We start from the raw sequence: 16772 nt of genomic DNA, 5'->3' as shown, positions 1-16772 counted from the left end.
CAATTGTAGCGTTAAGTAGACATCCGCCACGGCTACGTGACGGATGTCTGCGTACGATCAAATCTACTCCTCAGTTTTTGGTAACTGGAGCACGCTGCTTGACGCCCCAGCGATAGACGAGTTCGAGATAGCCAAAGTTCGACGCGTGTCCCGCAGGATAGTTCGACGCCACCACCGACTTGCCGAATGAATGAGCGTAGTACATGTTTACGGCGAGTGACGGTGTGAGCTGGTAGTCGGAGCTGATGTCGTAGAGGGTGGCAAAGCTGTTGTGTCCATTACCCGGACGTCCCGTGAAGCCGAATACCTTGCTATCGTATGCACCACCGCCCTGGTACCAGAGGTCGGTACCCGAGGTGAGTTGCAGGAAGTGTAGATCGGAGCGAACCTCAAGCTTCTTAGCAGGGTTGTCGACAATCTGCACGAACTGATCGCTGCTGTTCATGAGGTTGAAGAAGGGAAAGCGGGCATAAGCGCGAGGCGTCGGCAGGACCTGGAAGAAGGTATTGTGCTGATCGTCCGTTGCGTTGTGATCGCCGGTACCCCGGAAGAAGCCTCCGCGCAGCCACGGCTTGGTGGCGGTGTTGTTGAGGCGATAACCAGCCTCGACTGCAACCGCGCCAGAGTGCTGATTCAGGGTACCCCAGTTACCATTCTGCAGTACGCCCCAGAAGACAACGTCCACGCTGCCCGGACCAGCAGGGATGGTCGTGAGGAAGTCGGCACCGTACGAACCGACGCGGATGTTCTTGTGATCGGCTGTGCGAACAGCAAGTGCGCGGTTGTCGGTCTTCACGACTCCGGTACGCCCGTCGTGATAGTCGATCGCGAAGAGACGCCAGATGAAGTGCTGCTTCAGTTCGGACTTGGTGAACGCGAGATACTGCAGATCGACGTTGAGTTCGGGATTCGCATTCATGTTGAAGACGCCCTGATCCGCACGGCCGGCCATAGCCGTAATGTCCCACGTGCCTTTGCCGTAATGGCCGTCGATGCCATCGAAGCTACGTTGCGCATTCGAAAATCCAAAGTTGCCAACGAGTCGCTGTGCCACGCGATTCGTCTGTAGCCACGCGAGCGTCTGATTCTTGGGCTGGGTCTCCTGCCCGTCGAAGAATTCAAACCGGCCTGCACGCAACGTCGTGTCCGCCCCCTTCCCATGAAAGCGTACGAACCCCTGCTTGAAGGACGCCGCGACTGGCAGCGTATTGTTGCTGTTCGCCGCGTAGTAGGTGGCGCCGAGAAAGAGCTGGCCACGCGCAGTCACCGGGTCGACCGAGGTGTTCGGCACGTCGAAAACGTTGGCTTCGGAAACCTCAGCCATCCAGTCGAAGTGCTTGATCTTCTGGGCGACGCTGATGCGAAGCAATTGTTCCACATACGGATAAGTCGTGGTGTACGGCTGGTCTGCGTAGAAGCTGATTGCGTCTGTGCGCGAGCGATCCATCACCGAGATGGAGACCGGTGCGGTGCCCGTGGCTGCTGGTGTTGCCTGTTGCGACCACGCTGATCCAGATAAGGCAGTGGCAGTGAGCAAGGCACAAACACTCGATTTTCGGTAAGACATACACACTCCATAGTTCTTTTGTAAGTAGAAGTTATCCCTGATGCACTGCGCGATGGGTGCGCAACGACGAAAGCGAGCGAAGCGAGTTGGGGCCAGAAACACACACACGGTGTCGACGTAAAATCGCGACGCATCACGGGGTCACGGCAGTCGCTAGGCTTATTTAGGGAAATGTAACACAACGCCAAAGTCACGCGGATCGACCTAAAGTTGGATATGTCTCCGTGAGACCGCACTTCCCGCTTGCGCTGAGAGGCGGCTCTGGTTATGATCACGAGACCCGGTGCCAGATTAGCTACGAAGACCTTGTGAGCGCCGGCTCCGGTTGAGACCACGCCGTCTCGCCTGACGAACGTCCTGTACGATCCGCATTATTTCCACGCTCCTCGACGAGCTCTGAGACTTAGGATTCGCCACGGATATACTGCGCCCGTTGATTCAAACGATCTGCAACCATATCTGACGACGAAGATCCTGACCCATCGCAGCCATTCCCAGATTGTTATCTGGAGGAGCATGAGCATGTCATCGCAGATCGCATCCCTTGCAGGTCAAGGCGGCTGGAACCCTGCTGCGGGTGAAACATTCACGCTCGAGCAGAAACAATATCTCGAAGGCTTCTTTGCTGGCGTCACCCAGCGCATCCCGTTCGTCGGCAGGACCGAACAGGGCCTGATCACGGCCGATGCGACCTCGGGCGCAGCAAACGAGGCGGCTCACTTCCACGGAACCGCCGTCGACGATCTCTGCCGCGAGGAGACCTGGAAGTACGAGGAAAATCCGCTCGATATCTGGGACAAACTGCTCGAGCACGCCAAGGAAGACAAAGCACCTGCACCGGACGATCTCTTCCGCTTCAAGTTCCACGGCCTCTTCTATGTAGCACCCGCTCAGGACTCGTTCATGCTTCGGCTGCGCGTTCCAAGCGCCGTCATGACCGCCGCACAGATGCGCGGCCTGGCGCAGATGGCCGCCGATTGGGGCTCCGGTCGCACCGACATCACGACCCGGGCAAACCTGCAGATCCGCGAGTTCCAGCCGCGCGATATCGTCCGCGTGCTCAATAAGGTGCAGGCGCTTGGGATGAGCTCGCGTGGCTCCGGTGCCGACAACATCCGCAACATCACAGCCTCGCCGATCACCGGGCTCGACCCACACGAATTGCTGGACGCGCGCCCCTATGCAGACGCGCTGGCCCACTACATTCTCAATTCACGCGACCTGTTCGGCCTTCCGCGAAAGTTCAACGTAGCCTTCGACAGCGGCGGAGCGATCAGCGTTGTAGCGGACACGAACGACATCGGCTTCATAGCTGTCCGCATCGCCGAAGGAAGCTCGGCTCCTCCGGGAATCTACTTCCGCATCGTGCTCTGCGGGATCACCGGGCATCGCCAGTTCGCGTCCGACTGTGGGGTTATCCTGCAGCCGCATGAGGCCGTCGCCGTAGCCGCCGCCATGATCCGCGTCTTCGCAGAAAATGGCGACCGCACCGACCGCAAGAAGGCACGGCTGAAGTACCTCGTCGACCGTTGGGGCGTCGACAAGTTCCTCGAAGAGACGGAGAAGCGGCTTGCATTTCCGCTGCTGCGGATTCCGGAGTCCGCCTGCGTGCCGCGTAACCCAATCGATCGGGCCGGGCACATCGGCATCCACCCGCAGGCTCAGGATGGCCTTTCGTACATCGGCGTGTCGGTGCCGGTGGGGCAACTTCCGGTCGCGCAGATGATCGCGGTCGCAGAGATCGCCGAGCGATTCGGCTCCGGCGAACTGCGGCTCACGGTGTGGCAGAATCTCATCATTCCCAACATCCCTGCGGACCGGCTTGAAGAGGCGCAACAGGCACTGCTCGCCGCTGGGCTGAACTTCACGGCGGGGGCTGTTCTTTCGGGAACCGTGGCATGTACGGGCAACAAGGGATGCCGCTTCGCCGCGACCGACACCAAGACACATGCCGTTGCCCTTGCGAAGCATCTTGACGAGCGCTTCTCTCTGACGCAGCCGGTCAACCTTCACGTCACCGGCTGTCCACACTCCTGCGCGCAGCACTACATCGGCGACATCGGCCTGCTCGGCGTCAAGATCGGCGGCGAAGAGGGCTACCAGGTAAGCCTCGGTGGCGGCTCCGATCAGGATCAAGGGCTGGCACGGGAGTTGATCCCAGCGATCCGGTTTACAGAGCTGCCGCCCATCATGGAGCGCTTGTTCACAGCATTCGACCAGCAGCGCACCTCTGCCGATGAGACGTTCCTTGCATTCTCGCGGCGGCACTCCATCGAGGACCTACGTAGCTTCGCGGAGGTCGACAGTCTATGAGCATCGTTCCCTTCATCCCGGATTCCGCTCCCTTTGCACCCGCGCAGCGCGCATGGCTCAACGGCTTCCTGGCAGGCCTCTACTCGACCGCAGAAGCCGCACCCGCCGCCGCCGCAACAACAGTCAGTCGCGATGTGGCCGTCCTCTATGCCTCTCAGACAGGCACCAGCGAGCGCCTCGCAAAGAAGATCGCCAAGGAGCTGAAGCTAAAGGGCCACGTCGCCCGCGTTACGTCACTCGAAGGATATGCGCCATCAGCCCTCGCGACGGAGGAGTGCGCGCTGATGCTGGTGAGCACCTATGGTGAGGGTGATCCGCCTGATCCCGCGCGAAGCTTCTTCGATCTGCTATGCGGCGACACAGCACCACGCCTCGACAGGTTAAACTACTCCGTCCTCGCCCTCGGCGACAGCCACTACGAGCACTTCTGCAAGTTCGGCGTTGATCTCGACCAACAGCTTGCGAAGCTAGGTGCAAGCCAGCTCGCCCCCACCGTTCTGTGTGATGTAGAAGTCGATGAAACGTTCGAAGTATGGAAGGCAGATCTCCTGCAACGGCTCGTCCAGGCAACTGTAGCGTCCGTTGCATCCACTACCGCAAGCGCTGCGCCGATGGCCGTCGCCACCAGCCTCTATCATCGCGACCATCCGTTCGCCGCAGAGCTACTGGAGAAGCGCGCACTCACCTGCGACGTGTCCAGCAAGCAGACGCTGCATCTTGCTTTCTCCCTGCGAGACTCTGACCTGACATACGAGGCAGGGGATGCACTCGCTGTACTTCCAGCGAATGAGCCGTCACTGGTCCACGAGATTCTGACGTTCGTTGGATTGAGCGGCGAAGAGGTCGTCGAGTTGCCGAAGGTCGGCAACTGCACGATCTCCGAGGCCCTTGGCACGCGCCTTCAGATCACGCGACTTAGCCGGAAGCTCGTCGATGCCTACGGTAAAGATGGAAGCTGCGACCGCCTGCTCGCGCTGCTCAAACCAGAACAACAGACGCATCTGGATCAATACCTCTACGACCGCGGCCTGATCGATCTGCTCCACGAATACCCTGGTGTCCTCACAAGTGCGCAGCGGCTCGCGGATCTTCTGCCGAAGCTTGCGCCACGGCTTTACTCAATCTCCTCCAGCCCCAAAGCGCATGCCGGAGAGGTTCACGCAACGGTTGCCGTTGTTCGCTATCGCTCGCACAACCGCGAGCGCGGCGGCGTCTGCTCAACCATGTTTGCTGACCGTGCCGAGGTGGGTAGCCGCCTGCCGGTGTACATCCAGCAGAATAAGAAGTTTCGCCTGCCATCGGACAACACTGCGCCCATCATCATGATTGGACCGGGCACCGGCATCGCCCCGTTCCGCGCCTTTCTGCATGAGCGTTGTGCCACGAACGCGACAGGCCGCAATTGGCTCTTCTTCGGCGAGCGCAGCGCCGCCACCGACTTCCTCTACCGCGAAGAGTTGGAGCAGATGACGACAGGCGGTCTGCTCACCCGGCTCGACACCGCCTTCTCCCGCGATCAGGCGCACAAGATTTATGTGCAGGATCGCATGGTGGAATCCGGTGCGGAGCTCTTCGCATGGCTTGAAGAGGGTGCGAGCGTCTACGTCTGCGGCGATGCAGCGCGCATGGCGAAGGATGTCGACCTCGCTCTGCACACCGTAATCGAGCAGCACGGCGGACGCGACACAGAAGCTGCAAAGGACTACGTGCAGAACCTCCACGACAGCAAACGCTACCACCGCGACGTCTACTAGAAACTCAACGAACCACCTTACTGAAAGCGAGCTTCCCTTTGGCGTTACCTCTTCACGTACGGGCTATCGATGGTCAGAGTCCGGCGCTCGTGCGCATCACGGAAGAGGGCCTGGTCATCACCAGCGCCACGGATCAGGCGGAGGTCGTCACGGCCACTTCCCTGCTGCCAGGGCGTGCGCTCACGGAGGGCGAGCAGTACCGCTTCCACTTCGATATGACGAAGTGCATTGGCTGTCGCTCCTGCGAGGTCGCCTGCAACGAGCAGAACGGCAATCCCGCCGACATCCTCTGGCGACGCATCGGCGAACTTGAAGGCGGCTCGTATCCGGATACGCAGCGGCACTATCTTTCGATGGGCTGCAATCACTGCCTCGATGCCGACTGCCTCCGCGGCTGCCCCGTTGATGCGTACAAGAAAGATCCCGTCACCGGCATCGTCGTCCACTCTGCCGATGCTTGTATCGGCTGCCAGTATTGTGTCTGGAACTGCCCATACAGCGTCCCACAGTTCAATCCGGAGCGCGGCGTCGTCGGCAAGTGTGACATGTGCAAAGGACGGCTTGAAGACAGCCTCGAACCCGCATGCGTCAACGCCTGCCCCGAGGGTGCAATCGAGATCGAGATCGTCAACATGGCTGCGTGGCGCGACAACTACTCTTCAGCCGACAGCCCCGGCATGCCCGCAGCAAGCCAGACCATCTCGACCACGCGCATCACTCTGCCGGAGAACAGCGGCACCAACCTCGAGCGCGTCGACGGTGGCCAGATCCCGCTCGAACACGCACACCTTTCGCTCGTCGTCATGACCACCCTGATGCAGGCCGTCGCAGGTTCGCTCTGGGTGCTGATGCTGTGGCACGGCCTCGACACCATCCGCCTCACACTGCTTCTGGTCATCACGTCGATCGCGCTGACCATCTCCACACTCCACCTTGGACGACCCGCCTACGCATGGCGCGCCTTGAAGATGTGGCGACGCTCCTGGCTGAGCCGCGAGGTCCTGCTCTTCACGCTGTTCTTCGGCGCGATGTCCGCAGCCGCTCTCTGCACGGCCGCGACTGCCCTACACTTCGCCGTTCCGGCCATGCTGCTCACGGCGATTGACTGGTCGGCAGCTCTCTTTGGATTAGCAGGAACAATCGCTAGCGCCTCGATCTACCTTGTACAGGCACGCCCTTCGTGGAACATGCGCCACACCCCGATCGACTTCATGCTGACAGCCGTTCTGCTTGGAGCACTTCTGGCTTACGCGCTGCAAGGCATGAGTCTCCCCGCGATGACGCCTACGTTCTTGCAGGAGAGTCCAATGCTGTTCAGCACAGCAGCACAAGCAGTGCGGTTGATTCTGCTGTCAGGTTCAGCATGGCTCGTCAATCAGATTGTGCGTGTCGTACGGCTTCGCGGCTCAAAGACCTTTGAGTCACGAGCCTCTTTCTCGCTCCTCTCAAGCAACGCTCTACGGATGCACAGCTTTGCCTCCTGTCTGCTCATCGTGCTCAGCATCGGGTTCGCGGTAGCCGGTCACTCCGCAGCAGCCCTCGGGTGTGGATTCACCGGCATCCTGCTCGCGCGCTATCTTTTCTTTGTCTCTGTGGTGCCGCTCAACATGGCGCTCACCTTTGTACGCACGAGGCACGCATGAGCCTTCTCACCAAACTGCGTAAGCTCGCCGGCATCGACACCGCACAGGCGAAGTACGCCTATGCGGACGACGATCGCTATGGCCACATCTCTGCATCGCGCGTAGCCGATACCTGGGTGAAGACGACCTGCGGCTACTGCTCCGTTGGCTGCGGCATGTTGATCGGCGTGAAGGATGGCAAGGCTGTCGCCGCGCGCGGTAACCCGGAGCATCCTGTCAATCGCGGCAAGCTCTGTCCGAAGGGCCTGAGCGAACACCACATCCTCGCCTCACCCGGCAGAGCGAAGCAGCCAATGCTGCGCAAGGAGGGCAAGCTCGTCCCCGTCTCCTGGGACGAAGCGCTGAGCACCATGGTTGAGCGCATCGGCGCAATCCAGGCAGAGCACGGACTCTCCTCGCTCGGCGTCATCCGCACCGGCCAGTTGCTGACGGAGGAGTGCTACACCCTCGGCAAGCTGGTCCAGCTAGGCTTCCGCACTGCGAACAATGATGGCAACACCACGCTCTGCATGGCCAGTGCCGTCTCCGGGTATAAGCTCTCCTTCGGCAGCGACGGACCACCCGGCAGCTACGCCGATCTCGAGCACGCCGACGTGATCATCCTCGTCGGCGCGAACATCGCCGATAACCATCCCATCCTCTGCAATCGCCTTGAGCGCGACAAGACTCGCACGCTTATCGTCGTCGATCCCCGCGTCACCAAAACTGCCATGATGGCCGACATCCACCTCGCCATCAAGCCGCGTGGCGACATCGCGCTCATCAACGGCATCGCGCACATCCTCATTCGCGACGGCCTTATCGACCACAACTACATCCAGCAGCACACCACTGGATTCGAAGAGTTTGCAAGCTTCGTCACCGACTTCACACCCGAGCACGTCTCGACCGTTACCGGCCTGCGCATCGAGCAGATCGAAAAGGTCGCCCGACTATACGGCAACGCAAAGGCTGGATTTATCGGCTGGACCATGGGCGTCAACCACTCCACGCAGGGCGCAGTCACCGTCGCCGCCATCAACAACCTTGCGTTGATCACCGGGAACATCGGCCGCGTCGGTGCGTCGCCCTTCTCGATCACCGGCCAGTGCAACGCCATGGGCACACGCGAGACCGGCTTCACCTCGTCGCTGCCCGGCTACCGCAAGTACGACAACGCCGCCGACCGCGAAGAATTGGCAGCGCTTTGGAACATCGATGTCGACACGATCCCACAGGCTCGCGGCATGGCCTACCCCGACATTATCGAGGGCGCGGTCTCCGGCAAGATCAAGGCGCTCTGGTTCATCGCCACCAATCCCGTCGTCTCCTTCCCGAACTTTCTCTTGCTGGAGCAGGCGCTGCGCAGCGTGAAGTTCGTCGTCGTTCAAGACGGCTTCTTTCCTACGCCGACAAGCGACTACGCCGACCTCGTTCTACCCGCCGCCATCTGGGGCGAAAAGGAGGGGACCTACACCAACTCCGAGCGACGCATTAGCAAGGTCAATCCCATCGTCGCCCCGCCCGGCGAGGCTCGATCCGACTTCGACATTTTCCTTGATATCGCCGAGCGGCTGGGTGTGCGCAACAAGCTCTACCCGGGATGGACTTCAACACACGATGCCTATCGCGAGTGGCAGCGGATCTCCGCCGGCCGCATGTGCGACTACAGCCAGTTCACCTGGGCCGACCTCGAAGCGAAGGGTGGCATGCAGTGGGGCGGCGATCGGCTCTACCAGGACGGCATCTTTCCCACGGAAGATGGCCGTGCCAAACTCCTCAAGGTTCCGTGCGAGCCCTTCTCAGAGCAGCCGAACGCTGAGTACGACTTCATCCTCAACACCGGCCGCACCGTCGAGCACTGGCACACGCGTACCAAGACTGCACAGGTCGAGATGCTCAACCGCATGGTGCCGAACGCGTGGCTGGAGATGAATCCCGTCGACGCAACACGCCTGAAGCTGAGCCCCCACGACCGCGTCACCGTTGTCTCGCGGCGAAGCAAAGTCACCCACCTTGAACTGCGGATCACCGCAATCGTCGCACCGGGCCAGGTCTTCATGCCATTCCACTTCGCCGAGTCGAATTCGAATCTCGTCACCCTCGGCGCTTTCGACCCCATCTCCCGCGAGCCCAACTTCAAGCAATGCGCAGTTCGCGTCGAACGCAGCACCGCGAAGTAAACCTAAGTTTCTCCGGCCGTGTCTGCCGGAAGCCGCACCAGAAGAACATCCACGACGATGCTCTCGGACCAGAAGCACCAGAAAACACTTCATCCTCGGAGGACCTTCGCATGGCTAGCTATAAACTCTTTCTGAAGTCCGGGCATCCGCCGACACTTCTCGCCGCCTTTCTCTACTTCGACTTCAGCTTTGCCATCTGGGTGCTCAACGGCGCAATGGGGCCGTTCATCACCGAAGCCTTCCGCCTCAGCCCCGCGCAGACGGGCCTGATGATCGCCGTCCCCACCATGGCTGGCGCGCTCATGCGCTTCCCCCTCGGCGTCATCTCGCAGTACATCGGCCGCAAGAATGCCGCCATCGTCGAAATGTCGGCCATCATCATTGCCCTGCTCTACGGCTTCTTCTTCGTCCATACCTTCCACAACGTCCTCGCCATGGGCGTCCTGCTTGGCATGGCCGGTGCCAGCTTCGGCGTCGCGCTCTCGCTCGGCTCCGGATGGTTCCCTCGGGAACATAAGGGTCTCGCTATGGGGATCGCCGGCGCAGGCAACAGCGGCACCGCCCTCGCCGCCCTCTTCGCCCCTCGCCTCGCCATGCACTTCGGCTGGCAGCACGTCTATGGCTTCGCTGCCTGCATGATGCTTCTCCCGCTCTCCACCATGATCTTCTTCGCGAAAGAACCACCGGACATCGAACACCAGACCCTCGCCGGCCACCTCAAATGCCTCGTCGAGAAAGATGGCTGGTACTTCAATCTCGTCTACATCATCACCTTTGGCGGCTTCATCGGCCTCGCCACCTTCCTGCCCACCTTCTACGTCAGCCAGTTCCACATGACCAAGGTCCAGGCCGGCACCTACACCGTCTTTGCTACCCTCACCGGCAGTCTCACCCGCGTCATCGGCGGCTGGTTCGCCGATCGCATCGGCGGCATCACTACTCTTTCCGTCGTATTCCTGATTGCCATCGCCGGTCTCTTTGGCCTCACAACTGCACCTTCCCTCACCATCACAACTGCCTTCTTCATGCTGTGCTTCGCCGCCCTCGGCGCCGGCAACGGTGCCACCTTCCAGATGGTCCCCCTCCGCTGGCCCCTCACCACCGCCGTCGCTGGCGGCATGATCGGCGAAATCGGCGCACTCGGTGGCTCCATCCTTCCCCTCGCCCTCAGCCAGTCCAAACAGCACACCGGCTCCTACGCGATTGGCTTCACGTGCTACGCCGGACTAGCATTTGCGATCCTTCTCATGCTCAGGCTGGTATCCCGCAGTTGGATCAAGACCTGGGTAGGACCCGGTGGCCGGGCGCGCATCGTCACTCCCGTCCACAGCTTGCAGGAAGCCGCAACCTTCGCGGCAGACTGATTACTTAAGCAAAAAGGTCGGCAGCCCAGGCACGGGACTGCCGACCTTTTACTGCTACGCCTACTTCGTGCCCATACCCGCTTGCGGCGCCGACGAGTGCGTCGCCTCAGGCAGCGCCCAGGCAAATACCACACCGCCACTGCTGGTCACCGTATATTGCCGTCCATCCAACTCGTACGTAATCGGGGAACTCTGCATCGGCGAACCCGTACCCGCATGCCACAGCGTGTTCCCGTTTGAAGTATCCAACGCCAGCACGCTACCGGAGGCGTCACCCGTGAAGGTCAGTCCGGACTCCGTCGTCAGCACGCCCGCGCCCGATCCACCCTTACCAACATCATGGCTCCAGCGGATCTTGCCCGTCTGGTAGTCAATCGCCTCGATCACACCCTTGCCCCACAGCCCGTAATCCGCCCCGGCCCAGCCGTACTGGCCATCGGCCTCCTTGGCGAAATAGATGCTCCAGCTCGGGTGCGCATCGACCACGAACAGACCCGTCTTCGGGTCGAAGCTCGGCGACCGATAGTTTGTCATGCCGCCTTCATCCGGAGCGATAATGCGACCATCAGGAGCGGGCTCCTTCTTAGGATTCGGGATCGGCCGCCCTTCTTTGTCCACGCCGAGCGACCAGTTAACCGGGCCGAACGGCGTCGTCAGCAGGCTCTTTCCGTTGGTCCTGTCGAGCACGAAGAAGTAGCCATTGCGCGAGGTCTGCATCAGCATCTTCTTCTGCTGTCCCTTGAACATCCCATCGACGAGCACCGGCGTCTCCACCGCATCCCAGTCGTGGGTATCGTGCGGTGACACCTGGAAGGCCCACGTCAGCTTACCCGTGTCCGGATCAAGCGCCACAATGCTGCACGTATAAAGGTCATCGCCCGGTCTGCTCTTTCCCTGCAGCACCGGCGTCGGATTACCCGTACCCCAATAGATCAAATTCAGCGACGGATCATACGTCCCGGTCATCCACGTCATGCCGCCGGTCGTGCTGTTCGGCGTTCCAACAGGAGGCGTCGAGTTCCACTGCCACTGCAGCTTCCCGGTCTCCGGATCGATCGACTGAAGATAGCCCGTCAGATTGTCGAAGTCGCCCGAGACACCAACGATCACGTGATCCTTCACCACCAGCGGAGCCATCGTCGTCCAATAGCCCTTCTTCACATCCGCCACGACCACGTTCCAGCGAACCGTCCCGTCCTTCGCATTGAGCGAGACAAGGTGTCCGTCGGGTGTCAGGAAGTAGAGCCAGCCCTTGTACATCCCGACGCCGCGATGCCCGATATGCAAACCATCGTTCGGCGGATAGGTGTACTTCCAAAGCATGTGTCCCGACCGCGCATCGACCGCCCAGATATTGTCCGGCACCGTAAAGTACAGCACCCCATCGACCAGGATCGGCGTTGACTTGATCTGGTTGGACTGATTCGTCTGAAAGGCCCACGCGAGTCCAAGCGTGCCGACATTCTGCGGATTGATCTGCGTCAGTGGACTATGCCGTTTGCCGGAGTAGTCGCCGTGATATCCGGGCCAGCTATCCGCCGGAGGATTCGTCAACTCCGCCGCACTCAAACTCTGCGCCGCGGCCACAGACGATACAGAAGCAAGCAGCAGCGACGCACCCAAGGTAGACAGCAGTACATCTCTCAACAACTTCATCATTCGATCCGAGCCTTTCAGAAGCTGCGTCCAGGGCCTACGCTGCTACTTTAGCGTCTGCAGATAAGCCATCAGGTTGTGGATGTCGCCGTCCGTGTACTTCGGAAACTGCTCAACGTGTGCGTCCACAGGTGAGTCCACCGTAAACTTCACGTTGTTCACGTTCCACGAGTGATACACACCATCGCTGCCCTTCAGGCCAACCGTGAACTCATCCTGATATGCCAGCGTGCCTGAGACCTTCTCCCCCGACGGTAGCGTCACAGCCACGGTGCTCTTTGCATCACGCGGATAGAGCATGCGCTCTTCGAGTTGCAGTCCCTGAAAGCGCGTAGCGACACCCGCCATGTCCCCGGTCTCAGAGTGGCACTTCACACAGCCTGCGCTGGTGAAATACTTCTTTCCAGCTTCAGCATTGCCCGTCTGCAGGTCGGACACATCGACACCCTTGCGGCTGCCCGGCTTCTGCGACTTGGCCTTGTCCGCCTGCGCGTGGATGTACTCGACTACGCTGGCCAACTCATCATTGGAGAATTTGAAGGCCGGCATCTTCTTCTCAATGCGGCCGTTCCGCACCACATCAGAGATCTTGTCGCCGTTCACGTCCGATGCAACCAGCTTCGATCGCGTCAGGTCCGGCCCAGCCTCGCCGCCGCCCGCATCGCGACCATGACAGAAAGCGCAGTTCTGTTGGAAGATTGAATTACCCGGACCAGTAAGCGCCGCCGTGTGGACCGCCTTCAGGTCGCTCGCGCTACTCGTTGCCGCCTTGGCGCCGGACAAATCGTCCGTTTTCAGAAAGCGAATGATCGCATTGACCTCTTCGGCCTCGAGCGCCGGTTGTGCAGGCATCTTGCCGCGGCCATTATGGACAATCCCGAGGATCTGCTCATCCGTAAGCCTGCGGCCCACACCGACGAGCGAAGGGAATATGGGCGCCATCCCCTCACGCTGTTGACCGTGACACATGGAGCAATGACTCGCGTAAGCCTTGGCGCCGACCGAGTTCGCACCCTCAACCGCCGCAGCCTGCGTAGCCCCCGCCTGCTCGCCGTTTGAGGCCGCATATATCGGCGTCAGCTTGCTGGAGTACGTCGCCATCCCAAACGCCGCTGCTACAAATACCGCAATCCGAAGTCTTTTCATCGCGTACCCACACCCTTAAATTCTCTTGCTCGATCTATTTGCTACACCCACCATGCCGCCGCGGGTGCTTCCTTGATCACAACGTCGTTCAGAAACTGTGCAGCCTTGGTAAGCCCCTCTTCCGGGGAGAGCAAGCTGTCCTCGTGCTCTATGGAGAGCACGTCGTCGTATCCGAACATGCGCAGCGTGGAGACGAACTCCTTCCACCACTCCGCTCCGTGGCCGTAGCCACAGGTCCGAAAGATCCACCCGCGGTGGCGCTCATCGGTATAAGGCTTTGTATCGAGCACGCCCGTACGAGCCAGGTTCGCCGGGTACATCTGCGTATCCTTCGCGTGGACATGGAAGATCGCATCGCCAAGAACTCGAACTGCCGCGATGGGGTCAATTCCCTGCCAGAACATGTGGCTCGGGTCATAGTTGCAGCCGACTGAGTCACCCGCAATCGCCCGCAGCCGAAGCATCGTCTCCGGGCTGTAGACAACGAAGCCGGGATGCATCTCGATCGCCACCTTCACACCATGATCAGCGGCCAGTTTGCCCCGCTCCAACCAGTACGGCGTCACCACCTTGTCCCACTGCCACGCCAGCACATCCAGATACTCTGGCGGCCACGGGCACGTCACCCAGTTCGGAGCCTTCGCGTTGGGCGAATCGCCGGGACAACCCGAGAAGTCCACTACTACCGACACGCCAAGCTTCTCTGCCAACAGGATCGTCTTCTGGTTCGTCTCTTGCGCCTGCTTGGCCTGCGTCGCGTCCGGGTGCAGTGAATTCCCATGACAGCTCAGCGCACTGATGCTTACGCCCGCATCGTCGAGCTTCTGCTTGAACTCCTTCAACTCAGCCGGGTTATCAAGCATCGATAGCTTGCAATGTGCGTTACCGGGATAGTTCCCCGTTCCCAGTTCCACCGTCGTAATGTCTAGCGCCTTCAGCTTCGCGAGAACGTCCTTCAAGGGCATCTGCGCGAGCAGCGCTGTAAATACTCCAAGCCTCATGCGATCTCCATTCCTCTTTGTATCACCGGCATGCTACGCCTGGCTCGCCACGTACTCCACGCTCTTCCAGACTCCGCCCTCGGCGTGGCTTTGCAGCATGGCTTCAACGATACAGGTCGAACGGTATCCGTCGTCGAAGGTCGGCAGCATCGAAGGCTTGCTCGCCGGAGCGGCACCGTCGCCGATCCACTCATACGCATCCCGCATTACGTTCAGAAACGCGTCCGCCCACGACTCCTGATGACCGCCCGGCAGATGAACATACCGCAATACCTCAGGCGAAACCAGCGACGGGTCCTTCGCCATCATCGCGTTCGGCTTGTTGTGGTGACCGATCCAAAGCTCATTCTGCTCCTCCTGCTTCCACTTCAGCGAGCAGGTTCTTCCGTTCACTTCAAGTTGCAGGTCGTTCTTATGACCCGGCAACACCTGCCCAACCGAGAAAGAACCCTTTGCCCCGCCGTCGAAGCGAAGCAGCACACTGGCAAGATCCTCCGCGTGCACTTCGACAGCAGTTCGCTCGCCGCTACTGTCTCCCGAGAAGGCCTGCGCCGAAGCACCAGCCGAGTAGCGCACCGGGATCACCGTCGTCAGGTCCGCCAGCACCGACACGATCCTCTGGCCGGACATATGCTCCGCGAGATCGCACCAATGCGAACCGATGTCGCCCAGCGCCGAACTGACACCACCCTTCGCCGGGTCCGACCGCCACGAGTAGACATTCGGATCGGTCAACCAGTCCTGCAAATAGTGGCCGTGCACAAAGCTCACGCCACCTGCCTCACCGCGGCTTACCATCCCTCGCGCCTGCTGCACCAGCGGGTTCCCACGATAGTTGAACGTCACGACATGGCCGATCTTCGCCGCCACAGCCGCATCGCGCATCGTCCGGCCATCCCGCGAATTGATCGCCAGCGGCTTGTCCGAGATCACATGCTTTCCCGCCGCGATCGCCGCCATCGTCACCGGCAGGTGCAGGTAGTTCGGCGTCGTATTGTGGATCACCTGGATATCCGGATCAGCGATTAGCGCATGAAAATCGCCATAGGCCCGGTCAACCTTATACTCCCTGGCCTTGCGGTCGGCGGACTCCTGCGACGAGCCCGCAATCGCCACCACCTCGACATCACCCAGCCGCCGAACCGCATCGATGTGATGCGCTGCAACGAAGCCCGGCCCGATCAAACCCATTCCAATCTTCTTCATCAGCCTTGCTTACTCCCGATACCTGTCTAACTCTATTTCGCGTTGGCGAATGCCGCAGGACGAGCATGCGACGCCGTGCTGCCATCCGTCATGCCGAGCGCCCACTTGATCGCTTCGAAGTACATCTTCTTGATATCCGGGTCATCCCACGCCTCTTCAGTATGACCGAGTGTCGAGTAGAAGACGCGACCCTTGCCATACATCTTCGACCACGCCACCGGGAAGTCATGGTCCATCCGGTGAACCCGGGGATTATTCGTGTAATCCAGCTTCGTCGGATCAAGGCTCAGCAGCACGTTCACCTTGTCACGCGAAAAGTCCTTCGGCTGGTAGATCTCGTCGTACTTCACAAACGCCTTGGGAAAGTGGCGGACAGCCGGAAAGTCAGGATCTTCGGTCACAATGGGCGCGTTGAAGGTCATCCAGGGGTGCTGGTCGAAGTAGCCGCCAATCATGTCGCCATACTCAGGCCACTTATAGTTCGTATCGAGCGCCGCGTGGATGCCGACAAATCCCTTGCCGTCTTCCTTCACAAAGGCAATCGTATCCGCCTTCTGGGCCGCATCCATGTCCAATTCGCCGGTCGTGCTCGCAAAGATCAGCACATCGAAGTAGTTGAGATTCTTGGTATTGTTCTTCCCGAAGTCCTTCTTCGTCAGCAACTCCGTATCCGTCCGGATCATCGTGTCCCATAGGCCGCTCTCTTTGCCCATGTTGTAGATAGAGGCCATCACCGTCGACACCGAATCGTGTTCAAAACCCTTCGTCTGTCCGATCACCAGTACATGCTTCAGGTGGGTAGGCTTCATGTGCGGTGCTGGCGGAGGCATCGTAGCCGGTGCACCTTGTGCATGAAGAAACGACCCTGCAACCAGCAGGACCACCGAAAAAGAAAACATCCGAGAAGCGCGCACGTGAGTTCTCCGAACTTGGGTTGCTGAAGACGTTTTCCCCGAGACC

General features: G+C 60.2%; 11 protein-coding genes. 5 read left to right on the top strand and 6 right to left on the bottom strand.

Going from position 1 to position 16772, the window contains the following annotated elements; genetic code table 11:
* Positions 1-70 precede the first annotated feature (70 nt).
* Positions 71-1567: an alginate export family protein gene (locus OHL20_RS17000; protein WP_263384371.1), complete on the bottom strand. Its 1497-nt coding sequence runs from the start codon at positions 1565-1567 to the stop codon at positions 71-73.
* Between the two features lie 522 nt (positions 1568-2089).
* On the opposite strand from OHL20_RS17000, the gene OHL20_RS16995 reads away from it, so the two are divergent.
* The 5 genes from OHL20_RS16995 to OHL20_RS16975 all read left to right on the top strand — a co-directional run bounded on the left by OHL20_RS16995 (position 2090) and on the right by OHL20_RS16975 (position 10803).
* Positions 2090-3880, top strand: coding sequence for a NirA family protein (locus OHL20_RS16995; protein WP_263384370.1), 1791 nt, complete (start codon positions 2090-2092; stop codon positions 3878-3880).
* Complete coding sequence (locus OHL20_RS16990) at positions 3877-5634, top strand: sulfite reductase subunit alpha (protein WP_263384369.1); 1758 nt, start codon at positions 3877-3879, stop codon at positions 5632-5634. The genes OHL20_RS16995 and OHL20_RS16990 overlap by 4 nt, the downstream gene beginning before the upstream one ends.
* Before the next feature lie 38 nt (positions 5635-5672).
* A complete protein-coding gene (locus OHL20_RS16985) occupies positions 5673-7277 on the top strand; it encodes a DmsC/YnfH family molybdoenzyme membrane anchor subunit (protein WP_263384368.1) in 1605 nt (534 codons plus the stop codon).
* Positions 7274-9439, top strand: a complete 2166-nt coding sequence (locus tag OHL20_RS16980; protein WP_263384367.1) for a molybdopterin oxidoreductase family protein — start codon at positions 7274-7276, stop codon at positions 9437-9439. The genes OHL20_RS16985 and OHL20_RS16980 overlap by 4 nt, the downstream gene beginning before the upstream one ends.
* A gap of 110 nt (positions 9440-9549) precedes the next feature.
* The gene (locus OHL20_RS16975; protein ID WP_263384366.1) at positions 9550-10803 is read left to right on the top strand and encodes a nitrate/nitrite transporter; all 1254 of its coding nucleotides are present in this window, start codon (positions 9550-9552) and stop codon (positions 10801-10803) included.
* 60 nt (positions 10804-10863) lie between these two features.
* On the opposite strand, the gene OHL20_RS16970 is transcribed toward OHL20_RS16975, so the two are convergent.
* The 5 genes from OHL20_RS16970 to OHL20_RS16950 are packed head-to-tail and all read right to left on the bottom strand — an operon-like array spanning position 10864 to position 16726.
* Entirely contained in the window at positions 10864-12462 is a 1599-nt protein-coding gene (locus tag OHL20_RS16970) for an acido-empty-quinoprotein group A (RefSeq protein WP_263384365.1), read from the bottom strand.
* A gap of 42 nt (positions 12463-12504) precedes the next feature.
* The gene (locus OHL20_RS16965) at positions 12505-13605 is read right to left on the bottom strand and encodes a c-type cytochrome (protein ID WP_263384364.1); all 1101 of its coding nucleotides are present in this window, start codon (positions 13603-13605) and stop codon (positions 12505-12507) included.
* 41 nt (positions 13606-13646) lie between these two features.
* Positions 13647-14606 carry a sugar phosphate isomerase/epimerase family protein gene (locus tag OHL20_RS16960; RefSeq protein WP_263384363.1) on the bottom strand — a complete coding sequence of 320 codons (960 nt, stop codon included), beginning with the start codon at positions 14604-14606 and terminating at the stop codon, positions 13647-13649.
* 33 nt (positions 14607-14639) lie between these two features.
* The gene (locus OHL20_RS16955; protein WP_263384362.1) at positions 14640-15812 is read right to left on the bottom strand and encodes a Gfo/Idh/MocA family protein; all 1173 of its coding nucleotides are present in this window, start codon (positions 15810-15812) and stop codon (positions 14640-14642) included.
* A gap of 32 nt (positions 15813-15844) precedes the next feature.
* Complete coding sequence (locus tag OHL20_RS16950; protein WP_263384361.1) at positions 15845-16726, bottom strand: ThuA domain-containing protein; 882 nt, start codon at positions 16724-16726, stop codon at positions 15845-15847.
* Positions 16727-16772 lie beyond the last annotated feature (46 nt).

This window comes from Granulicella arctica, assembly GCF_025685605.1.
Classification (GTDB): Bacteria; Acidobacteriota; Terriglobia; order Terriglobales; family Acidobacteriaceae; genus Edaphobacter; species Edaphobacter arcticus.
Note: the sequence above shows the minus strand (reverse complement) of the source record. Positions and strands in the feature narration are given on the sequence as shown.

Coding starts and splice junctions, on each gene's coding strand:
- OHL20_RS17000 (WP_263384371.1), bottom strand. CDS start 1,567: ATGTCTTACCGAAAATCGAGTGTTTGTGCCTTGCTCACTGCCACTGCC.
- OHL20_RS16995 (WP_263384370.1), top strand. CDS start 2,090: ATGTCATCGCAGATCGCATCCCTTGCAGGTCAAGGCGGCTGGAACCCT.
- OHL20_RS16990 (WP_263384369.1), top strand. CDS start 3,877: ATGAGCATCGTTCCCTTCATCCCGGATTCCGCTCCCTTTGCACCCGCG.
- OHL20_RS16980 (WP_263384367.1), top strand. CDS start 7,274: ATGAGCCTTCTCACCAAACTGCGTAAGCTCGCCGGCATCGACACCGCA.
- OHL20_RS16975 (WP_263384366.1), top strand. CDS start 9,550: ATGGCTAGCTATAAACTCTTTCTGAAGTCCGGGCATCCGCCGACACTT.
- OHL20_RS16970 (WP_263384365.1), bottom strand. CDS start 12,462: ATGATGAAGTTGTTGAGAGATGTACTGCTGTCTACCTTGGGTGCGTCG.
- OHL20_RS16965 (WP_263384364.1), bottom strand. CDS start 13,605: ATGAAAAGACTTCGGATTGCGGTATTTGTAGCAGCGGCGTTTGGGATG.
- OHL20_RS16960 (WP_263384363.1), bottom strand. CDS start 14,606: ATGAGGCTTGGAGTATTTACAGCGCTGCTCGCGCAGATGCCCTTGAAG.
- OHL20_RS16955 (WP_263384362.1), bottom strand. CDS start 15,812: ATGAAGAAGATTGGAATGGGTTTGATCGGGCCGGGCTTCGTTGCAGCG.